The 16,237-nt window shown below is 44.4% G+C and carries 15 protein-coding genes; 2 read left to right on the forward strand and 13 right to left on the reverse strand.

Annotation, left to right across the window (positions count from 1 at the left end):
* Positions 1-18: 18 nt before the first annotated feature.
* The 13 genes from BC8716_RS04150 to BC8716_RS04210 all read right to left on the reverse strand — a co-directional run bounded on the left by BC8716_RS04150 (position 19) and on the right by BC8716_RS04210 (position 13,317).
* Positions 19-285 carry a hypothetical protein gene (locus BC8716_RS04150; protein ID WP_094424069.1) on the reverse strand — a complete coding sequence of 89 codons (267 nt, stop codon included), beginning with the start codon at positions 283-285 and terminating at the stop codon, positions 19-21.
* Between the two features lie 278 nt (positions 286-563).
* Positions 564-1,076 (reverse strand): cupin domain-containing protein, encoded by a 513-nt coding sequence (locus BC8716_RS04155; protein WP_094429162.1) that lies wholly within the window; start codon positions 1,074-1,076, stop codon positions 564-566.
* A gap of 9 nt (positions 1,077-1,085) precedes the next feature.
* Positions 1,086-2,171 (reverse strand): PTS fructose transporter subunit IIC, encoded by a 1,086-nt coding sequence (locus BC8716_RS04160; RefSeq protein ID WP_094424070.1) that lies wholly within the window; start codon positions 2,169-2,171, stop codon positions 1,086-1,088.
* 14 nt (positions 2,172-2,185) lie between these two features.
* Positions 2,186-2,503 (reverse strand): PTS fructose transporter subunit IIB, encoded by a 318-nt coding sequence (locus tag BC8716_RS04165; protein WP_011245308.1) that lies wholly within the window; start codon positions 2,501-2,503, stop codon positions 2,186-2,188.
* Positions 2,500-2,964 carry a PTS sugar transporter subunit IIA gene (locus BC8716_RS04170; protein WP_062748640.1) on the reverse strand — a complete coding sequence of 155 codons (465 nt, stop codon included), beginning with the start codon at positions 2,962-2,964 and terminating at the stop codon, positions 2,500-2,502. The genes BC8716_RS04165 and BC8716_RS04170 overlap by 4 nt, the downstream gene beginning before the upstream one ends.
* 16 nt (positions 2,965-2,980) lie before the next feature.
* On the reverse strand, positions 2,981-3,856 hold the full coding sequence (locus BC8716_RS04175; RefSeq protein WP_094424071.1) for a ketose-bisphosphate aldolase: 876 nt from the start codon (positions 3,854-3,856) through the stop codon (positions 2,981-2,983).
* Positions 3,857-3,877: 21 nt separating this feature from the next.
* A complete protein-coding gene (locus BC8716_RS04180) occupies positions 3,878-5,704 on the reverse strand; it encodes a BglG family transcription antiterminator (RefSeq protein ID WP_169715906.1) in 1,827 nt (608 codons plus the stop codon).
* Between the two features lie 427 nt (positions 5,705-6,131).
* Positions 6,132-7,661, reverse strand: a complete 1,530-nt coding sequence (locus BC8716_RS04185; RefSeq protein WP_094424073.1) for a tagaturonate reductase — start codon at positions 7,659-7,661, stop codon at positions 6,132-6,134.
* A 29-nt stretch (positions 7,662-7,690) separates the two neighbouring features.
* Positions 7,691-9,184 carry a UxaA family hydrolase gene (locus tag BC8716_RS04190; protein WP_094424074.1) on the reverse strand — a complete coding sequence of 498 codons (1,494 nt, stop codon included), beginning with the start codon at positions 9,182-9,184 and terminating at the stop codon, positions 7,691-7,693.
* Between the two features lie 104 nt (positions 9,185-9,288).
* On the reverse strand, positions 9,289-10,572 hold the full coding sequence (locus BC8716_RS04195; protein WP_094424075.1) for a TRAP transporter large permease: 1,284 nt from the start codon (positions 10,570-10,572) through the stop codon (positions 9,289-9,291).
* Positions 10,573-10,574: 2 nt separating this feature from the next.
* Positions 10,575-11,057, reverse strand: a complete 483-nt coding sequence (locus BC8716_RS04200) for a TRAP transporter small permease (protein WP_094424076.1) — start codon at positions 11,055-11,057, stop codon at positions 10,575-10,577.
* 89 nt (positions 11,058-11,146) lie between these two features.
* A complete protein-coding gene (locus tag BC8716_RS04205) occupies positions 11,147-12,157 on the reverse strand; it encodes a C4-dicarboxylate TRAP transporter substrate-binding protein (protein ID WP_094424077.1) in 1,011 nt (336 codons plus the stop codon).
* 146 nt (positions 12,158-12,303) lie between these two features.
* Entirely contained in the window at positions 12,304-13,317 is a 1,014-nt protein-coding gene (locus BC8716_RS04210; RefSeq protein WP_094424078.1) for a zinc-binding alcohol dehydrogenase family protein, read from the reverse strand.
* A 157-nt stretch (positions 13,318-13,474) separates the two neighbouring features.
* On the opposite strand from BC8716_RS04210, the gene BC8716_RS04215 reads away from it, so the two are divergent.
* Together BC8716_RS04215 and BC8716_RS04220 are read left to right on the forward strand one after the other, a co-directional pair.
* The gene (locus BC8716_RS04215; RefSeq protein ID WP_094424079.1) at positions 13,475-14,335 is read left to right on the forward strand and encodes a helix-turn-helix domain-containing protein; all 861 of its coding nucleotides are present in this window, start codon (positions 13,475-13,477) and stop codon (positions 14,333-14,335) included.
* A gap of 560 nt (positions 14,336-14,895) precedes the next feature.
* Positions 14,896-16,194, forward strand: a complete 1,299-nt coding sequence (locus BC8716_RS04220; protein ID WP_094424080.1) for an extracellular solute-binding protein — start codon at positions 14,896-14,898, stop codon at positions 16,192-16,194.
* Positions 16,195-16,237 lie beyond the last annotated feature (43 nt).

The following is a 16,237-nucleotide window of genomic DNA, read 5'->3' on the forward strand; positions in this document are numbered from 1 at the left end:
AATTAAAAACAGAAGTTTTCACTTATCGCTTTCTAAATGGATCGTATGCCCTGTATCAGGGTCAACATAAGATGGACGGGGTTCCTCCTCAAAATACTCCAATCCATTTGTATCAGGAATATCTTTAGGATCAAGGTGAATGACATGTGGGTTCAGTATCGTTTCCCGTAGCAGCTGAGGCGTGTCTGTTGGTTGTGGGGTGTTTGTTGGTTGTGGAGTGTCTTTTGCCTCAGCGCAGCCCACTAAAACAAGTGCAAGCATGGGTATTGCCAAAAGTCTATACATGGAGAAACCCCTTTCCCATTCTACTCATTAAGAAAAGGGTACATGAAGCGAGTTGAAAATTCAATATTTTGCCACCATCTTTTTTCTTTTTCAAAGCGGACTGCTACTCCTTGGCACTCAACGCTCGTGTTTTGCAACTCTAGCATGGAGCTTGCTTAAAGCCCTGCCTCAACCAATAGCCTTCCGCCTACCTTAAAATCCCCTTCAGGCAGTAATAAACGCTGCTTAAAGGGGGCGTGTGCTTACATACAGCAACTTAGAGCTGTTGGCCGTTCGCGTTATCGTGTAATGCGCGGATCGGTAAAGATGTCACTGGCGTCGTCGCTGTGGGAAGAAAATTCACTTATGATTGCCCCTTGGGGCCCTGCTTGAAACCAGTGGCGCGTGTTTGGCGGAATCGTATATTGTTCCCCTGGCAGGAGCACAATTTCGTTAGCGGCTGTATAATAACCAGCATCTTCAGCTGGCGGATAGACACTTGGATCGTCTGTTGCCTCCCCTTCAACAAATAGATGGACACGGCCAAAGCGGCAGCGGAATGTTTCTTCTTTTCCAGGGGTGCCGTCTGGCCGGGGTGGGTGTTTATGTTCTGGGCACGTTTGGTTCGGGAACAGCACCAATTCCTTGGCACAGTAGCGCTGGCTGTTTACATAAGTGAACAGCTGCAAACCGCTTTGTTCAAGGCGCCCTAGCCCAAAGTCAGCAACTTCAATAGTGTCCGCTTCTTGGTCCGTTAAGAGAAACCCTTGTTCTTCAAGGGCTTCTCGTGTTTTTTGCTTTGCTGTTTCCATATCCACTGCTTACAACCCCTTCGTCAAGCTGAAGTCGTCAAGGTCGACTTCCTCCTCTTCAGGTTCTTGTTCCATTGCCTCTTCCTCTTGTTTGACTGCCGGTTTCCACAATGACAACATCGTACCGGTAATGAGACTGCCGATAGCAAGCGCCAACACAAAGTACCAAGGTTCAATCATCAGTGGTACAACAAACAAACCGCCATGTGGCACAGTGCTTCCGACTCCCCATACCATCGAAAGCCCGCCGGCAATTGCTGAGCCAAATGAGCACGAAGCGACAACGCGGATCAAGTCCCGCGCAGCAATTGGGATAACCCCTTCGGTAATCATACAAATGCCCATTGGCACGGCTGCTTTTAATGTTTCTTTTTCTGCTTTTGTATATTTGTATCTTGTAAATAGGAAAGATAGAGCAATACCGAAGACAGGCACCATGGAGCCAATGAATTTTACTGCTTCTGGTTCATAAATGCCTTCTACAAGCAGCCCATCGGCAAATAACGAGGCCGTTTTGTTGACAGGACCGCCGAAGTCAAAACTGGACATTGCGCCGAGGATCGTCCCCATAAAGAAGCGCGAACCACCTTCCATTGATTGCAACAGACCTAGCAGTGAGTTTTGCATGCTGGCAATGGGCTGGCCAATGATTGTCAACATGAGCAAACCAGAGAAAGCGGTTGCAATTAAAGGAATAATCATGACAGGCATCAGACCAATCATACTCTTTGGCACTTTCACATACTTTTTGATCGCCAAAACGACATAACCTACTAAAAAGCCGCCGAGTATGCCGCCGATAAAACCGGCCTGGATTTCATTGGCAATAAAGCCAATGACGAGGCCAGGGGCGAAAGTGGGGCGATCGGCAATCGACATGGCAATCGCTGCTGTAAACAGGGGAACGACGAGCGTCATGCCCCAACCGCCAATCTGGTTCAAGTAAAAGGGGATCGTTCCTTCATGGTTGGCGACATCAGCTCCTCCGAAGATTTGCCCTAAAGCAATGCACAAGCCGGCCGCAACAATCAGTGGGATCATATAGGAAATACCAGTCAACAAATGTTTTTTAATCGTCAAGCCGATTGATTTCATGTTGCTTCTCCCCTTTACACGTTTGCGTTCAATTCAGCTTCAATTTTCTTGATGAGCTGCTTTGGCGATTTGATGGCAATATGTGTCGGGATGCGGATAACTTTTTTCTCTTTGAAACGATCGCGCCCCGATATGCTAATGTCTGCTGCAATGATGACGACGTCCGCTTCCTTGATCTCGTTTGCTGTCAACTCATCTTCCGTGCCGATCGTCCCTTGTGTTTCAATCTTTACTTCGTGCCCTGCTTCTTGTGCCGCTTTTACAAGCTTTTCTTTCGCTAAAAATGTATGGGCAATCCCTGCCGTACAAGCCGCAACACCAACAATTTTCATGATTCTCCCTCCTGTTCATCAAATGCCTGTATAATGTCGTCTTTTGAGTTCGATTCAAGCAATGCGGCACACACTTCATCGCGGGCAAGCGCACCAGCTACTTTGGCCAGAAGCTTTAAATGAAGATTGCCCTCATCTTCTTTGCGCACCGCAAACAAGATAATCGCCTGCACCGGTTTTCCGTCTAACGTTTCCCAACCAATTGGCTGTTTCGTCCGGCCGATGGCAATCGCTGTGTGGCGAACAGCATCCGACTTGCCATGGGGAATGGCGACCCCGCCGCCAATCCCCGTCATGCCTTGAGCTTCCCGCTCATATACATCTTTTTCAAAGCCTTCTTTTGATTCGATGGCCCCATTCTCATCAAGCAATTCGATTAATTCTTTAATCGCGTCTTCTTTCGAGGTCGCGCTTAAATCAAGCTTGATCACATCTTTATGCAATAACTCCGCTAGCTTCATTGGCCTATTTCCCCTTTCACTCACTGAGCTTGTACAACGGTGCTTTGCCTGTTGAACCGAAAAGCGCCATTTTTTTGCGCAACACTGCTTTCGCCGCTTCTCGGGCTTCAGGCATTAACACGTCCGGTTCAAAATCGTGTGGTTTCTCTTGGAGCGTTTGGCGCAACTGGTTGAAAAAGGCGCGTTTCATATCGCTAGAGAGGTTGATTTTTGCTACTCCTAATTGTGTCGATTGGCGGATGTCCTCATCTGGGTTATCCGAGCCGCCATGGAGGACTAATGGGATGCCTACTGACTCATTGATTTTCTCCAGCCGGTCCAGTTGGATTTTTGGCTTCATATGCTTTGGATAGAATCCATGAGATGTGCCAATCGCGACGGCAAGTGTGTCGCAGCCAGTACGTTCAACAAATTCCCGTGCTTCATCTGGTTCAGTGTAAAGAATTTGGTCTGCGCCTCCTTCAGAGCTGCCGTCATTGTTGCCGATTGTTCCTAGCTCGGCTTCTACGGAAATACCGACTGAGTGGGCTATTTCAACCGCTTGTTTCGTCAAGGCAATATTTTCTTCAAACGGCAAATGGGATGCATCCATCATCACCGATGTGTAGCCATTTTGGATCGCCTGGGCAATATCAGCCAATGTCGCCCCATGGTCGAGGTGGATCACGATTGGCACGCGAGCACGGTGTGCTGCTTCTCTGGCGTAAGCGATAAACTCATTGCCTATAAGCGCCAACTCATTAGGATGGATTTGTAAAATTGCTGGCGATTTTTCTTCCTCTGCCGTCTCAATAATGGCGGATAGCAATTCGCTATTAGAAACATTGTAGGAGCCGACTGCAAATTTTTGTTCATATGCGACTTTAAGCAATTCTTTCATCGTGATAAGCATATAGTTTCCTCCAAGTTAAGGTTATAATGACAAACTATTCCGAAATCCTTGGTACGACTTCATGTCTTGAAGACGTGCCGTTTTACTAAGTTGATAAATTTCGCGAAAGATTGATTCGTACAACACGGTGTCCCGTTCACTCACCAACAGCAAGAACGCCATTTGGACTGTCCGCTCCCCCCATTGGACGGCACGGCTGTTCATGCCAACAAAAATTTTTGTTTCCGGGGCATCAATTGAAATAAGCGGATGGGGCACAGCCATGCGGTTGCCAATGTCTGTAGCAGACAATTGCTCTCTCGATTCAATCGATGGCAAGTACACTTCGGCTCCTGCCTTTTTCACAAGCAAGCGCAGCAGCTCTTCTTTTGTCTGCCCATTTAAACGGAAAAAGCAATCTTCGGTAACGCGTGCCTGCAAAATCCCGTAAGTTAAGCATTCCTTAATGCGGGCAATATCTTCTTTTGTGATGAAATCGCCTTCAATATACAATGTCTTATGCTGTGTCTTGAGCTCCTTGGACGTTGTCAGTACAAACGCGGCATCGCGGGGCACTGCAGAAGGAGCATAAGGAATATAAATTTCCTGAATCGACACTTGCGGATACGCTTGTTCAACTTTTTGTTTCATTAGTGTGGTCATAGCCAAACTTTTTGTGCTAATTAAAGGAACACGGATTGGCTTTCGTTCCATTCGGTCAATTGCCGCCTGCAAATGAAGAGCTAAGTAGCTTACTTCCGCTTCAGGAACGGAAATAGACAACTTTTCTCCTAGTTCCTCAGCAAAGACAACCGCCATCTGAAACGCATGAATGTATTGGGCTTTAATCATCGATAACGATGGAGCTTCGATTTCATATTGGTCTTGTAATACGGACAACATATTTTGCAAATGCAACGTTAAATGCCTTAGCAGCTTTTGGTCGCCTATTAAATCGACGCCGTACTGCTTCTCGAGTAACGACAACCCTGCTAAGCAGGCCGCCTGTAGCCGTTCAGAAGCGGCTGCGTTGCCGTTTTTTTGGATCGGAAGCAACTTGAAGGCGATGCAATTAGAAGCAAGATAAGCAAGTTCCCCATCGGGGCAACATGGCCAACCAATCGCATTCGCTATTTGTTCAGCCAGTTTCCAGTTTGCTCCTGCTTGCGCGCTCTTGTTTGTGCTTAATTCATGCGTTTTTCCGCGGTGCACAGCGACAAGCACTACAGCCAATAACTTTGCCCAGACACTGGCCGACACATAGATGCTATTTGCATCTAAAACATCGCTTAACTTTTTGCCTATATCGGCAATGCTTTGCGGCGTATGCCATCCTGAAAAGGCCGTTGTCATTTGTGAAATTGCTTCTTGCTTTGCAGCAAATTCATTGTTGAACAAACTTGTCAACAACATCCGTTTATCTTGCTCGTTCCCAAGCAAGCGAATTCCACAAAAAGGCTTTGTTTCAAACATGGCTTTTCGGTCATACTGCTTCAGCCATTCCGACATCCGCATCACATCACTATGGATCGTTTGCGGGGAGACGAAATGGGTTTCCGCAAACTTGTCATAGCTCATCCATCCATTTGCATCAAGCAATTCTTTGACAAGCTGAAAAGCCCGTTTATGGTAATCTAAATCTAAATGAGAGCGCTTGTTAAACTGCGTTAATGTCCCTCTCAATTTATATCCAAGGCGGTTGTTGGAAACAATTTCTGCATTGATTAAATAGTCTTCATTCAAAATGCGAATGTCATTGCGAATCGTCTGGTCGCTTACGCCTAGCTGTTCGCCTAGCTCCCGGCCTGACAAAAAACGCCCCTCCTTTTCTTTTAATAATTGGAGCAGTCTGGCATGCCGTTTCTTCAATGCGACCACCTCCTAATTCTCACTATAGTTGGGCTCGCCTTCTCCTGCTAGGCTATCCTATTTCCTAAATGGTTAGGAAGTAAGCGCTGTCATAAAAGGAGATGATAAGAATAACCTATAAATCGATTTATCTCCATGTTTATTTTATCATGGTTGATTCAGCTTCTTTTCTAGTAATTTCATCCATTCTTCTAATGAAATTTGCCCCCACTCAAATTTAGACGCCCTCATATAGCTGGTTCATTTTCCTCTTGAGCAGCAGAAGAGCGTCATTTTATGGATGAAAAAGAAGAGTAGGCTACTACTTGGTTACCCTGCTTTTTTAAAGAATACTTGTAAGGAACCACATAAGACAATCGATGCAACAGGCATAACAAAACCGCCCCTCTCTAACCAAGCTGGAGAAAGGGACGGTTTTACTTACTACTTAAACTTTATTTCCCATTAACGATCGTAATGCAGCTTTCATCCCATGCTCTAATATACTCTGCACATGGAATGTAACTGTTTCCGTCAATTGTGTGACAGCGGTTAAATCGGTCTCCCAAAGCTGCTGATTGCTAAGAAACGCATGAATTGTACGCTGTAAATCCTCCCCATTATCATCGGAAAGAATTTGAATGGAACGAAGCGTTTTTTCATTCTCTCTAATCGGATACACAGTATCCCCACGTTTGCCAAACCATACATGGTCCTTCACATGATCAGGACGATAAAAGACGTATAAAGCGGCTAGTGAAAAGGTTAAAGCTGCTGGAAGGGCCTTCTTTTCTCTCACTGCTTCGAGAAAAGAAGGCAGTATCCTAGTCTTCCATTTAAAGATGGAGTTCAGTGAAATGTCTAATAGATGATGCTGATTAAATGGATTGCTAAACCTTTCCAATGTAGCGTCTGCAAAGCGGATCTTTTCCTCTTCATTGATATGAAGCAAAGGCAAAATTTCTTCGTAAACCCCTGTTCGGATAAATTGCTGGAGTTCCTCATCCTCCATTGCTTCCTTAACGGTATCCAGGCCAGATAGATACGCCGCCGCAAACATCATGGTGTGGGCGCCATTAAGAATTCGCACCTTCAGCTCTCGAAATGGAGCTACAGGCTTCCAATGGACGTTTAATCCAGCCTTCTCGAAAGGCAACTGTGCCGCTATTTCCGGTTTGGCTTCGATCGCGAATAAATGAAACGGTTCACAGGTGGTTAAAAGAGTATCCTCATAGCCTAGCTCTTGATTAAACTGCTCAATCCCTTCCCTAGGAAAGCCTGTGACAATACGGTCTACAAGCGTATTGCAGAACTGGTTATGCTGGTCGACCCAGTCTATAAAGGATTGAGGGAAGCCCCATTCCGTTGCCAGCCTAATAACAATTTCCTTTAGCAGTTGCCCGTTGTTGTCCAATAGCTCACAAGGAAATAGGATCATGCCCGCTTCCTTCGCACCTTGGAACGTTTGAAAGCGGTGATAGAGATAAGCGGCCACTTTTCCTGGAAAAGACAGGGGAGAACGCTCCATGGCGTACTCCTCTTGCAAATACGTCAATCCAGCTTCAGTGGTGTTGGAGAACATAAAACGAACGTCTATGTTTTCTGCTACCTCAAGAACCTTTTGCCAATCTGTGTAAGGGTTAATCCCCCTGCTGATCGACGTCACAATCTCCCTTTCATCCACCTCTGTTCCATTCAACATTCCCCGCTGCGCCAACGTATACAACCCGTCCTGTGCGTTTAATTTAGGCACCACTTTACCGTGTGGAGTCGGCTGTATCGCTACAATCGAGCCATTAAACAAGCCCTTTTTATTCAACGTATGAATCATCCAATCGACAAAGCCGCGCAAAAAATTCCCCTCGCCAAACTGGATGATACGCTCCGGCAAATGCGCGTTGCAAGCTTCGTTTGCGTCCTGTAGGAGCTGCTTTTTAGCTTGATTGTGAGCTATTAATTTTTTTGATAATTGTTCCATTTAGAGGTCCCCTTTTTATTTGATGAGCGTTAAAGGGTCACGCCATCCTTAAAAATAGCGATCTCTTTAAAACCGTACTGCTCATTTTTTGTCTTCTTTTCTCCCGAAGCGACCTGAAGCAAATAGGTGAAAAAGTCCTCTTTGACATCGTCCATGCTGCTGCCTTGAATGAGCTGTCCGGCGTTATAATCAATCCAGTTCTTCTTCTTTTCAAATAGAGCCGTATTGGTTGAGATTTTAACCGTTGGCACAGGCCCGCCAAACGGGGTTCCCCTTCCTGTTGTGAACAGCACGATATGGGCACCAGCTGCAGCAAGGTTTGTGACAGATACTAAGTCGTTTCCTGGCCCTTGTACGATGTTCAGCCCCTGCTTTGTAACCTTAGAACCATAAGGGAGGACGTCGACGACAGGGGCAAATCCACCTTTTTGGACACAACCAAGTGACTTTTCCTCCAGTGTTGTAATGCCTCCTTTTTTATTGCCTGGAGATGGATTTTCGTAGACCGGCTGGTTGTACTTAAGGAAATACTCTTTGAAACCATTTACCACATCGACTAAATCGTTAAATACCTTTTTATCCGTAACCCGCTCCAGCAGAATCGTCTCTGCGCCAAACATTTCAGGCACTTCCGTCAAAATCGTTGTCCCTCCTGCGGAGATAAGCATATCGGAAAACGCTCCGACCATCGGATTCGCTGTAATTCCTGAAAATCCGTCAGATCCTCCGCATTTTAAACCAACTTTTAACTTTGATAGAGGAATAGGCTCTTTTTTAAATGTTTTTGCGTAACTGACCAGACTCCCAAGTAAATCCAGCCCTTCCTCAAGTTCGTCCTCGACGTCTTGGACAGCGAGAAACTTTACTCGTTCTTCATCGATTTCCGAGAGGGCCTGTTTAAACGATTCTATAAAGTTGTTTTCACACCCTAGACCTAATACGAGAACCGCTGCAGCGTTAGGATGCTCTACGAGTCTTCCTAATATTTTTTGAGTGTTATGCAAATCATCGCCTAGTTGGGAGCAGCCAAGGGGATGGGGAAAATGATAGATGCCATCGATCCCTTCCTCTTGAAATGCCTCATTTCCCATTTTCGCGAGAATCTCTGCCGTTTTATTTATACAGCCTACGGTATTGATAATCCATATTTCATTACGAATGCCCGCTTCCCCGTTTTTGCGCCAGTACCCATCAAAAGTGGTTGCGGATTCCCGAACATGAAACGGCTGTGATTTATGTTGATACTGATATTCGAGCGTTCCTGATAGCTTCGTTACAACATTATCGGTGTGTACCCAATCGCCTTTTTGAATTGGCTTGCTTGCTTTGCCAATAGGGAATCCGTATTTTACGATGTCTTCTCCTACAGCGATGTCTCTGATTGCAATTTTGTGCCCAGAAGGAACGTCTCTGGATAAAGGAATATGCTCTTCTTTAAACTGGATACGTTGATCTTTTTGCAAGTCTTTTAAACTGACGATGACATTGTCTGTCGGGTGAACTTGAAAAAAAGCGTTAGACAAAATCAAAACCTCCTTATTTGTTAAACACGGATTTAATCTACCTCACAGTGTCCAGTTGTCGCTGAATACTGTTAGAGTGGATGGCTTCATCGATCCTTATTTAATTAGGAGAACAGAGAAGGCAGCCATAGGGAAATTGCTGGGAAATAGGCAACAAGCAAAATCGCAATGATTAAAACAATATAAAAAGGCCATGCCTCTTTAATAAAATCTTCAATTTTCACTTTAGTAATTGCCGTTGTCGTAAACATAATCGTCCCGATAGGAGGAGTGATCGTTCCAACACTAAGGCAAAGAATAAAGAAAAGCCCAAAATGCACAGGATCTATACCGAATGTTTGAATCATAGGCATAAAGATAGGTGTTAGTATAATAAGTAAAACGTTGCCTTCAATAAACATACCTACTACGAGTAAGAAGACCATAATGACAAATAGGAACAGAGCAGGGCTCTCGATAAAATTGGTTACCGTGCCAGTTAGTTGCTGTGGAATCTGCTCAAGCGTTAAAATCCAGCCGAAGGCCGTTCCCGCTGCAATAATGATCATGATCGTAGCCGTTAAATTGACCGATTCTTTTAAAGCGGTAACGAGCTGATTGCCCTTCATCTGGCGATAAATAAAAAACCCTAAAATAAGAGCGTAAATAACAGCAATCGCTCCGGCCTCCGTTGGGCTGAACACGCCAAAGCGAATTCCACCAATAATGATAATCGGCAACAAAATCGCAAACGCTGCATCCTTAGAAGCAATAAGCATCTCTTTTGGTTTAGCCGCTGGCTTTTTTTCCGTTTCAAAGCCTCTCTTTTTAGCAATAAAATGAACGAGGATCAAAAAAATCACACTAAGCATTAAACCCGGTACAATGCCAGCTAAAAACAGGTTGCCAATAGACACGTTCCCGATATAGCCGTACATAATTAAGGCGATCCCTGGTGGAATGATCGGTGTAATCAGAGACGTTGCCGCCGTTAATGCTGTCGAGAAAGCAGGCGGATAATTGCGCTTCGTCATTTGCGGCACAAGTACTTTGGACTGCATGGCCGCATCCGCGATATTAGACCCCGACAAGCCTCCCATCAGCACACTGAGCAATACGTTGACTTTCGCTAGCCCTCCTGTCATATGGCCAGTCATGACTTGGGCGAAGTTAAGCATTCTTTCCGTAATTCCGGTATAGTTCATCAGAATCCCTGCTGTTATAAAGAAAACGATCGCAAGGAGAGGAAAGGATTCTACGCCGCTCATCATTCGTTGGATTAAGATTTCATGGGTGAAGCTGTCATTCATGATAAAGTAGTACGCGCAGCCGGCGATAATGGCGTAGGCTACAGGAATATTCAATATGATCAGAGCAAACATGATGATTAAAGCAATCGTTAAATCCATCCTTACTCCAGTCCTCTCTCTTGATGTATATAAGCCCGGTCTCTTTTGATAAACACGTTAAGAAGATGAAACACGGCTAGCAACGAACCGATCGGCACCGCCAAATTAATGAATGTATAACTGATCCCAAGCACTGGGGTTACTTTGGCGACACCGTGAATGGCAAACGCAGCCCCCCAGTAGACAAACACAAGGATAGTGGCAGCCAAAATCACGACAAGCCTTGCCACCTGAACATAATGGCGTATTTTTCCCGGCATTTTCCGGACGAAATAATCGATCCCTACGTGTGAATTGTGCTTGATTCCAGAGCTAATACCGATAAACGTAAGCCATATAAACAACGCCAAACTTACTTCCTCAGTCCATGTGATCGGACTGTTTAAGACAAAGCGGAAAAATACGTTTGCGCTAATGAGAACAATAATTCCTGATAAAGCAAGAACTCCTAGATAATCATCCAAATGATGAAAAAAACGCTTCATGTTTATCACCTCTACGTTGTTGTGAGTGTAGGCTTTCCTCTAAGCATCTATCCAGCTTCTACCATAGACAAAGAAGTTGTTCATTCCTTCTAATCACGGTTATCCAGCAGTTCTTGAATCGTTTCCTGTAGATCAGGGCTCCATTCAGGAATACGGTTAAAAATCTCCTGCGCTCTTTCTTTAAACGGCTCAACATCAATCTCATTTATCTTAATTCCTTGTGAAGCAAAATCTTCGAGAACCTTTTCCTCCTCCTCGGCCACAATCATTTTTTCAAATTCTCCCGCTTCATCCCCCGTTGTCTGTAAAATGTCCCGCAAATCAGCTGGCAGAGAGTCCATAAACTCGTTTCCAGTCACCCATGGGCTAATAATCTTCGTATGTCCCGTTAACGCTAGAAATTTCGCGACTTCATGCGTTTTTGAGCCAGAGAGGACAGGCAGCGGATTCTCAGCCCCATCAATTACGCCCTGTTGCAAGGAAGCATACATATCGGATAGAGGAAGCGGTGTCGGTGAAGCACCAAGCACACTGAACGTATGAATATACATCTGATTGTTTGGAACCCGGATTTTTAACCCTTTTAAATCCTCTGGTGTCAGAACCTCTTTCGTTGTCATGAGATGGCGCTCACCATAGAGTGTGTTTGTGGTTACAATCTCTAAACCCTCCTGCCTCAAGTCATCCTCAAGCGATTTAAACCAATCGGTTGTCGTCAAGTAGAATAAATCCTCTACGTCGTCTACTAGATATGGAGCCGTCATCACTCCAAGATCAGGGACAAAGTTCATAAGGAAGTCATAGCCTGTAAAGATGATCACATTGCTCCCAAACAGCGCCTGCTCAACTACGTCTGCTTCAGAGCCTAGCTGTGAGCTAGGGTATAACCGTATGTTCAACCGTCCGTTGCTCCGTTCTTCGGCAAGCTCCTTCCACTTCCGCGCCATTTGGTCTACTGGTTCACCTGGCTGATTTCCGTAAGCGATATTCACGGTGTAAACCTGGTCTGGGCTATTGCCAGCATCAGCCGTACTGCATGCCGTTAACAAAGCTACCATTACAAGAAGTAAGAGGGAGGACATTGTTTTCCCATTCTTCATTCCATTCAGTCCTTACGTATAGTTTTTCTTATTGCTCGTCTTTGTTGATAACGCTTTCATTTTTGCCATAACAATCTGTTATTCTGACCTGTACCGATTTAAATCGTTGATAGACTCAGGCAAGGGACGAGCTAATTTCTCATCCCTTAGAGCTCTACGACCACCTTTATCACTTTAGATTCCGGTAATAGCCAGCTATCAAACTGTTCAACCATCTCCCTAAAGCTGCAGCGATGGGTAATGTACGGATCCAGTTGAATAGAGCCTGTTTCCAACACCTGTATAACGTAGTTAAAATCCTCCTTGGTCGCGTTCCTGCTAGCCATTAATGTCATTTCTTTTTTATGAAATTCTGGATCATCAAATTGAATCATTCCGTTGACAAGCCCTACGTAAACCAATTTCCCCCCATGAGCAACATAGTTAAAAGCTTCCGTCATGGAATGGTTGTTTCCCGTCGCATCAAAAACAATTGTCGGCAACTCGTCATTCGTTAATTCATTTAGCTTGGACAGAGGGGTATCCAATGCATGGATTACTGCATCTGCTTTGGCCCATTGCTGGCAAAATTCAAGCCTTTCTGCATTGACATCCATAGCGATGACACGGGCACCCTGTTCCTTGGCAAACAGCATCACGCCCAACCCGATGGGCCCTGCCCCGATCACTAAAACCTGTTCATTTCTTCTTGGCTTCGCCCGATTTACAGCGTGGGCACCAATAGCAAGAGGCTCAATTAGGGCCGCTTCATCATAGGAAAGACTATTGGTTTTTATTAATTGTTTAGTAGGAACAGCAACCAGTTCTTTCATACCACCATCGATATGAACGCCCAGCACATTCACCTTCGTACAACAATTCGTTTTGCCGTTTCGACAAGCATGGCAATTTCCACAGCTTAAATAAGGGATGATCGCTACACGATCTCCTGCTTGCAGCCCTTCTGGATTATGCTCGACCTCTTCAATGACACCAGACAGCTCATGCCCCAGTACTCTAGGATAGGAAAAAAAGGGCTGGTTTCCTTTATAAGCATGAAGATCAGTCCCGCATATGCCAATGCGTTTAATACGTACTAATGCTTCACCTGGCCTAATTGAAGGCGCTTTCTCATTTGTCATCTTGAATACATTCGGCCGTTCGCAAATGATGCTTTTCACCGTTTTCCTCCTCATTCTGTCCACCCTTCATTGTTGCCAAGATTCATTTTATCACCATAAATAAGTTATAAATATTGCGTATTATGCTCAATATATACCTTTTATTGATATAATATAAAAAGATTAAGATTTTAAGTTTGGAAAAGAGGTGTCGTAATTGGAGCCTGTCCGCAAAACATTTGATTCAGAGAATGATTTCCCCTTTTTCATTGCTTATAAAGATACGAAAACGCCTAATCGCGAGCTTCCTGACCATCTGCACGACTGGTACGAAATTGTCTATGTCTATCAAGGGAAAGGAACCTTTTTTATTGATCAGAATTTGTTTCAAGCTGAGCAGGGAGATATTATCACCATCCCTGGAAATACGATCCATCGTGTCATCCCAACAGCAGAAAATTTGATTACCTCAACAGCTATTTTTTTTAGCCCCGTTTTATTGCAGCGCTCTGTATTCTGGGATTCTCAATCCTATCTAAGATTGTTTGAGGAAGGCAAAGGACGCAAAAATTACAGGCACCGGCTAGAGCAAAAAAACCGTGCTCAGCTCGAAATGTATATCGATCAGCTCTGGGAGGAGGAAAAAGAAAAGCGCATTGACCAGAGGCAGATGTTAGCCCTTTTGTTGCAGCAAATTCTTTTGTTTCTAAACCGAAACTGCCTCAAGAGCGAGCGTGTCGGGCATCATAACGCTGGTCCAGTGTGGATTAATCAGGTTCTTGACTATATCGAGCTCAATTTAGAAAATGAGCTCGAACTGAACAATCTCGCTAAAATAGCAGCCGTGTCGCCGGCGCACTTTAGCAGGGTATTTAAAAAACTTATCGGCATGAATGTAACAGAATACATCACAACGAAGCGCATCATTATGGCGAAAAATTTACTACAGGAACAAAAAGAGAACATTGCCCTTATAGCGGAACAATGTGGCTTTAACAGCATGCCACACTTCTACCGGACATTTAAAAGGCTTACGTCCGTAACGCCGGCGGCATATCGAAGTAGCTTTGCCGAATAGATTTTTAGAAAACCTGCTTTTTCCTTCAGCCGATTGATTCTTCTTTTTAAAGGGACGAGGTACCAATGTTAGAAACACCACTTCGCTCATGGTCACATCCGTGTGAGGGATGTAGCACCTTTCGCTTCCATGAGCTTTTTTGTCGACTTTTAAAGGCACCAATGACATTTGCGCTAAAACCATTGACTAGGGAGTGAACGATCCTATATAATAACAATGAAAATTTTACAAATAATAAACCTCTTTTTCATAATCTCTTTATTCTTACATGGGACAATCATATTATCGCTATCATTGCCATAACTTAATAGACGCAGCCTGATGAATACAACCCTGATTAAACGACAAGGAATCGATTGATTCCTGTGATGAGGGCTTTTTTGCATGCTTTTAAAGGATGGTCTGTGCATAGTTTCCTCTTCCAATTTTGCTAAGGAGGTGACTTATGGAACGATTTTAATGCTCCTTTATAAGGGAACCGAGAGAACGTACCGCACATGGGTATTAACTCGCCGTTCCCATTGGCATTTTCGCGTAAAAATGAAAAGGGGGGTTTTGCAATGAGACAGAAAGCGGCGATAGTTGTTTGTATTTCGATGATGGCATTGTTTGTTCTCAGTGCTTGTGGCAATTCAAATGAAGACGCAGGAACGGAAAGCGAGGGGGAAAGCCATCAAGGAGACATTGTATTAGAGCTTTGGCAAAATGACGCGAGCGAAAAAGAAAAAGTATATCAAGATGCGATTGCTCGTTTTGAAGATAAAAACCCAGGTGTAACGGTGAACATGCAATATATTCCGAATGATGATTATAAACAGCGCATGGTTGTTGCCATGTCAGGAGGAGACCCTCCAGATGTCTTTTTTTCCTGGGGTGGCAGCTGGCTTAAAGAGTTTGCTGATGCCGGGCAAGTTGTGTCACTAAATGACTACGATATCGACTTTGATAAATTTCTTGATGTTGCGCTAACGAATACAACATTTGAAGACGATGTTTACGGGCTTCCGTTAGGGCTTACTCAAACACTGTTCTTTTATAACAAAGAAATTTTTAATGAATACGGGCTAGAGGAGCCGCAAACATATGACGAGTTTCTTGAAATTGTGGACACGTTAAAAGAGAACGATATTATCCCGATTACATTAACCAACCAAACAAAATGGCCGGGCACGTATTATTTGATGTATTTTGCCGACCGTCTAGGCGGCGAAGACCTTTTTCAAGGGGCTTTTAACCGTGACGGTACAGGATTTGATGACGAGTCCTATGTAAAGGCAGGCGAATACATCCAAGACCTTGTTGATAGAGGTGCTTTTAATCCAGGCTTTAACGGCGTTCCTTACGATGCAGGGCAAGGACGGCAACTGCTTTATTCAGGCCAGTCTGCAATGATGCTAATGACGAATACGTTTATCTCTAGCGTGCGTACAGAAGCACCTGAATTTGAAGAGAAACTTGGGATGTTCGAGTTTCCTGAAATTGCTGAAGGAAATGGCGATCCTTCCAATGTAGGTGGTGCAACAAGCCCCGTTTGGTCCGTTTCTTCAGCCACAGAACACCCTGACCTTGCAGTTGAGCTGATTAATGAACTTACAAGCATTGAAACAGCCGAAGATTATGTAAACCGAACGGGCAGCATTGCCGCTATTAAAGACATTGAAACAGATGACCCATTTATTAAGCGAATTGATGAAATCGCGGCTAATGCCAATGACATTCACATGCCTTATGACCAAACATTGCCCCCTGCTCTTGCTGAACTACATCTAGATACAACACAGCAACTATTCGGTAAAACGCTTACACCTGAAGAAGCAGCTAGCCAGATGGAGGAGAAAGCAAAAGAATTGTTAGATTAACAGATAGAAGAGAGCGCACTTTTTCGTCATAGTGCCTCTCTTT

It is taken from the genome of Shouchella clausii (assembly GCF_002250115.1).
Taxonomy (GTDB): Bacteria; Bacillota; Bacilli; order Bacillales; family Bacillaceae_D; genus Shouchella; species Shouchella clausii.

Bases quoted from the DNA above. Each gene is read 5' to 3' on its own strand.
- BC8716_RS04205 (WP_094424077.1), bottom strand. From the start codon at position 12,157: ATGAAGAATGGGAAAACAATGTCCTCCCTCTTACTTCTTGTAATGGTA.
- BC8716_RS04220 (WP_094424080.1), top strand. From the start codon at position 14,896: ATGAGACAGAAAGCGGCGATAGTTGTTTGTATTTCGATGATGGCATTG.
- BC8716_RS04175 (WP_094424071.1), bottom strand. From the start codon at position 3,856: ATGCTTATCACGATGAAAGAATTGCTTAAAGTCGCATATGAACAAAAA.
- BC8716_RS04155 (WP_094429162.1), bottom strand. From the start codon at position 1,076: ATGGAAACAGCAAAGCAAAAAACACGAGAAGCCCTTGAAGAACAAGGG.
- BC8716_RS04150 (WP_094424069.1), bottom strand. From the start codon at position 285: ATGTATAGACTTTTGGCAATACCCATGCTTGCACTTGTTTTAGTGGGC.
- BC8716_RS04185 (WP_094424073.1), bottom strand. From the start codon at position 7,661: ATGGAACAATTATCAAAAAAATTAATAGCTCACAATCAAGCTAAAAAG.
- BC8716_RS04200 (WP_094424076.1), bottom strand. From the start codon at position 11,057: ATGAAGCGTTTTTTTCATCATTTGGATGATTATCTAGGAGTTCTTGCT.
- BC8716_RS04165 (WP_011245308.1), bottom strand. From the start codon at position 2,503: ATGAAAATTGTTGGTGTTGCGGCTTGTACGGCAGGGATTGCCCATACA.
- BC8716_RS04160 (WP_094424070.1), bottom strand. From the start codon at position 2,171: ATGAAATCAATCGGCTTGACGATTAAAAAACATTTGTTGACTGGTATT.
- BC8716_RS04170 (WP_062748640.1), bottom strand. From the start codon at position 2,964: ATGAAGCTAGCGGAGTTATTGCATAAAGATGTGATCAAGCTTGATTTA.
- BC8716_RS04195 (WP_094424075.1), bottom strand. From the start codon at position 10,572: ATGGATTTAACGATTGCTTTAATCATCATGTTTGCTCTGATCATATTG.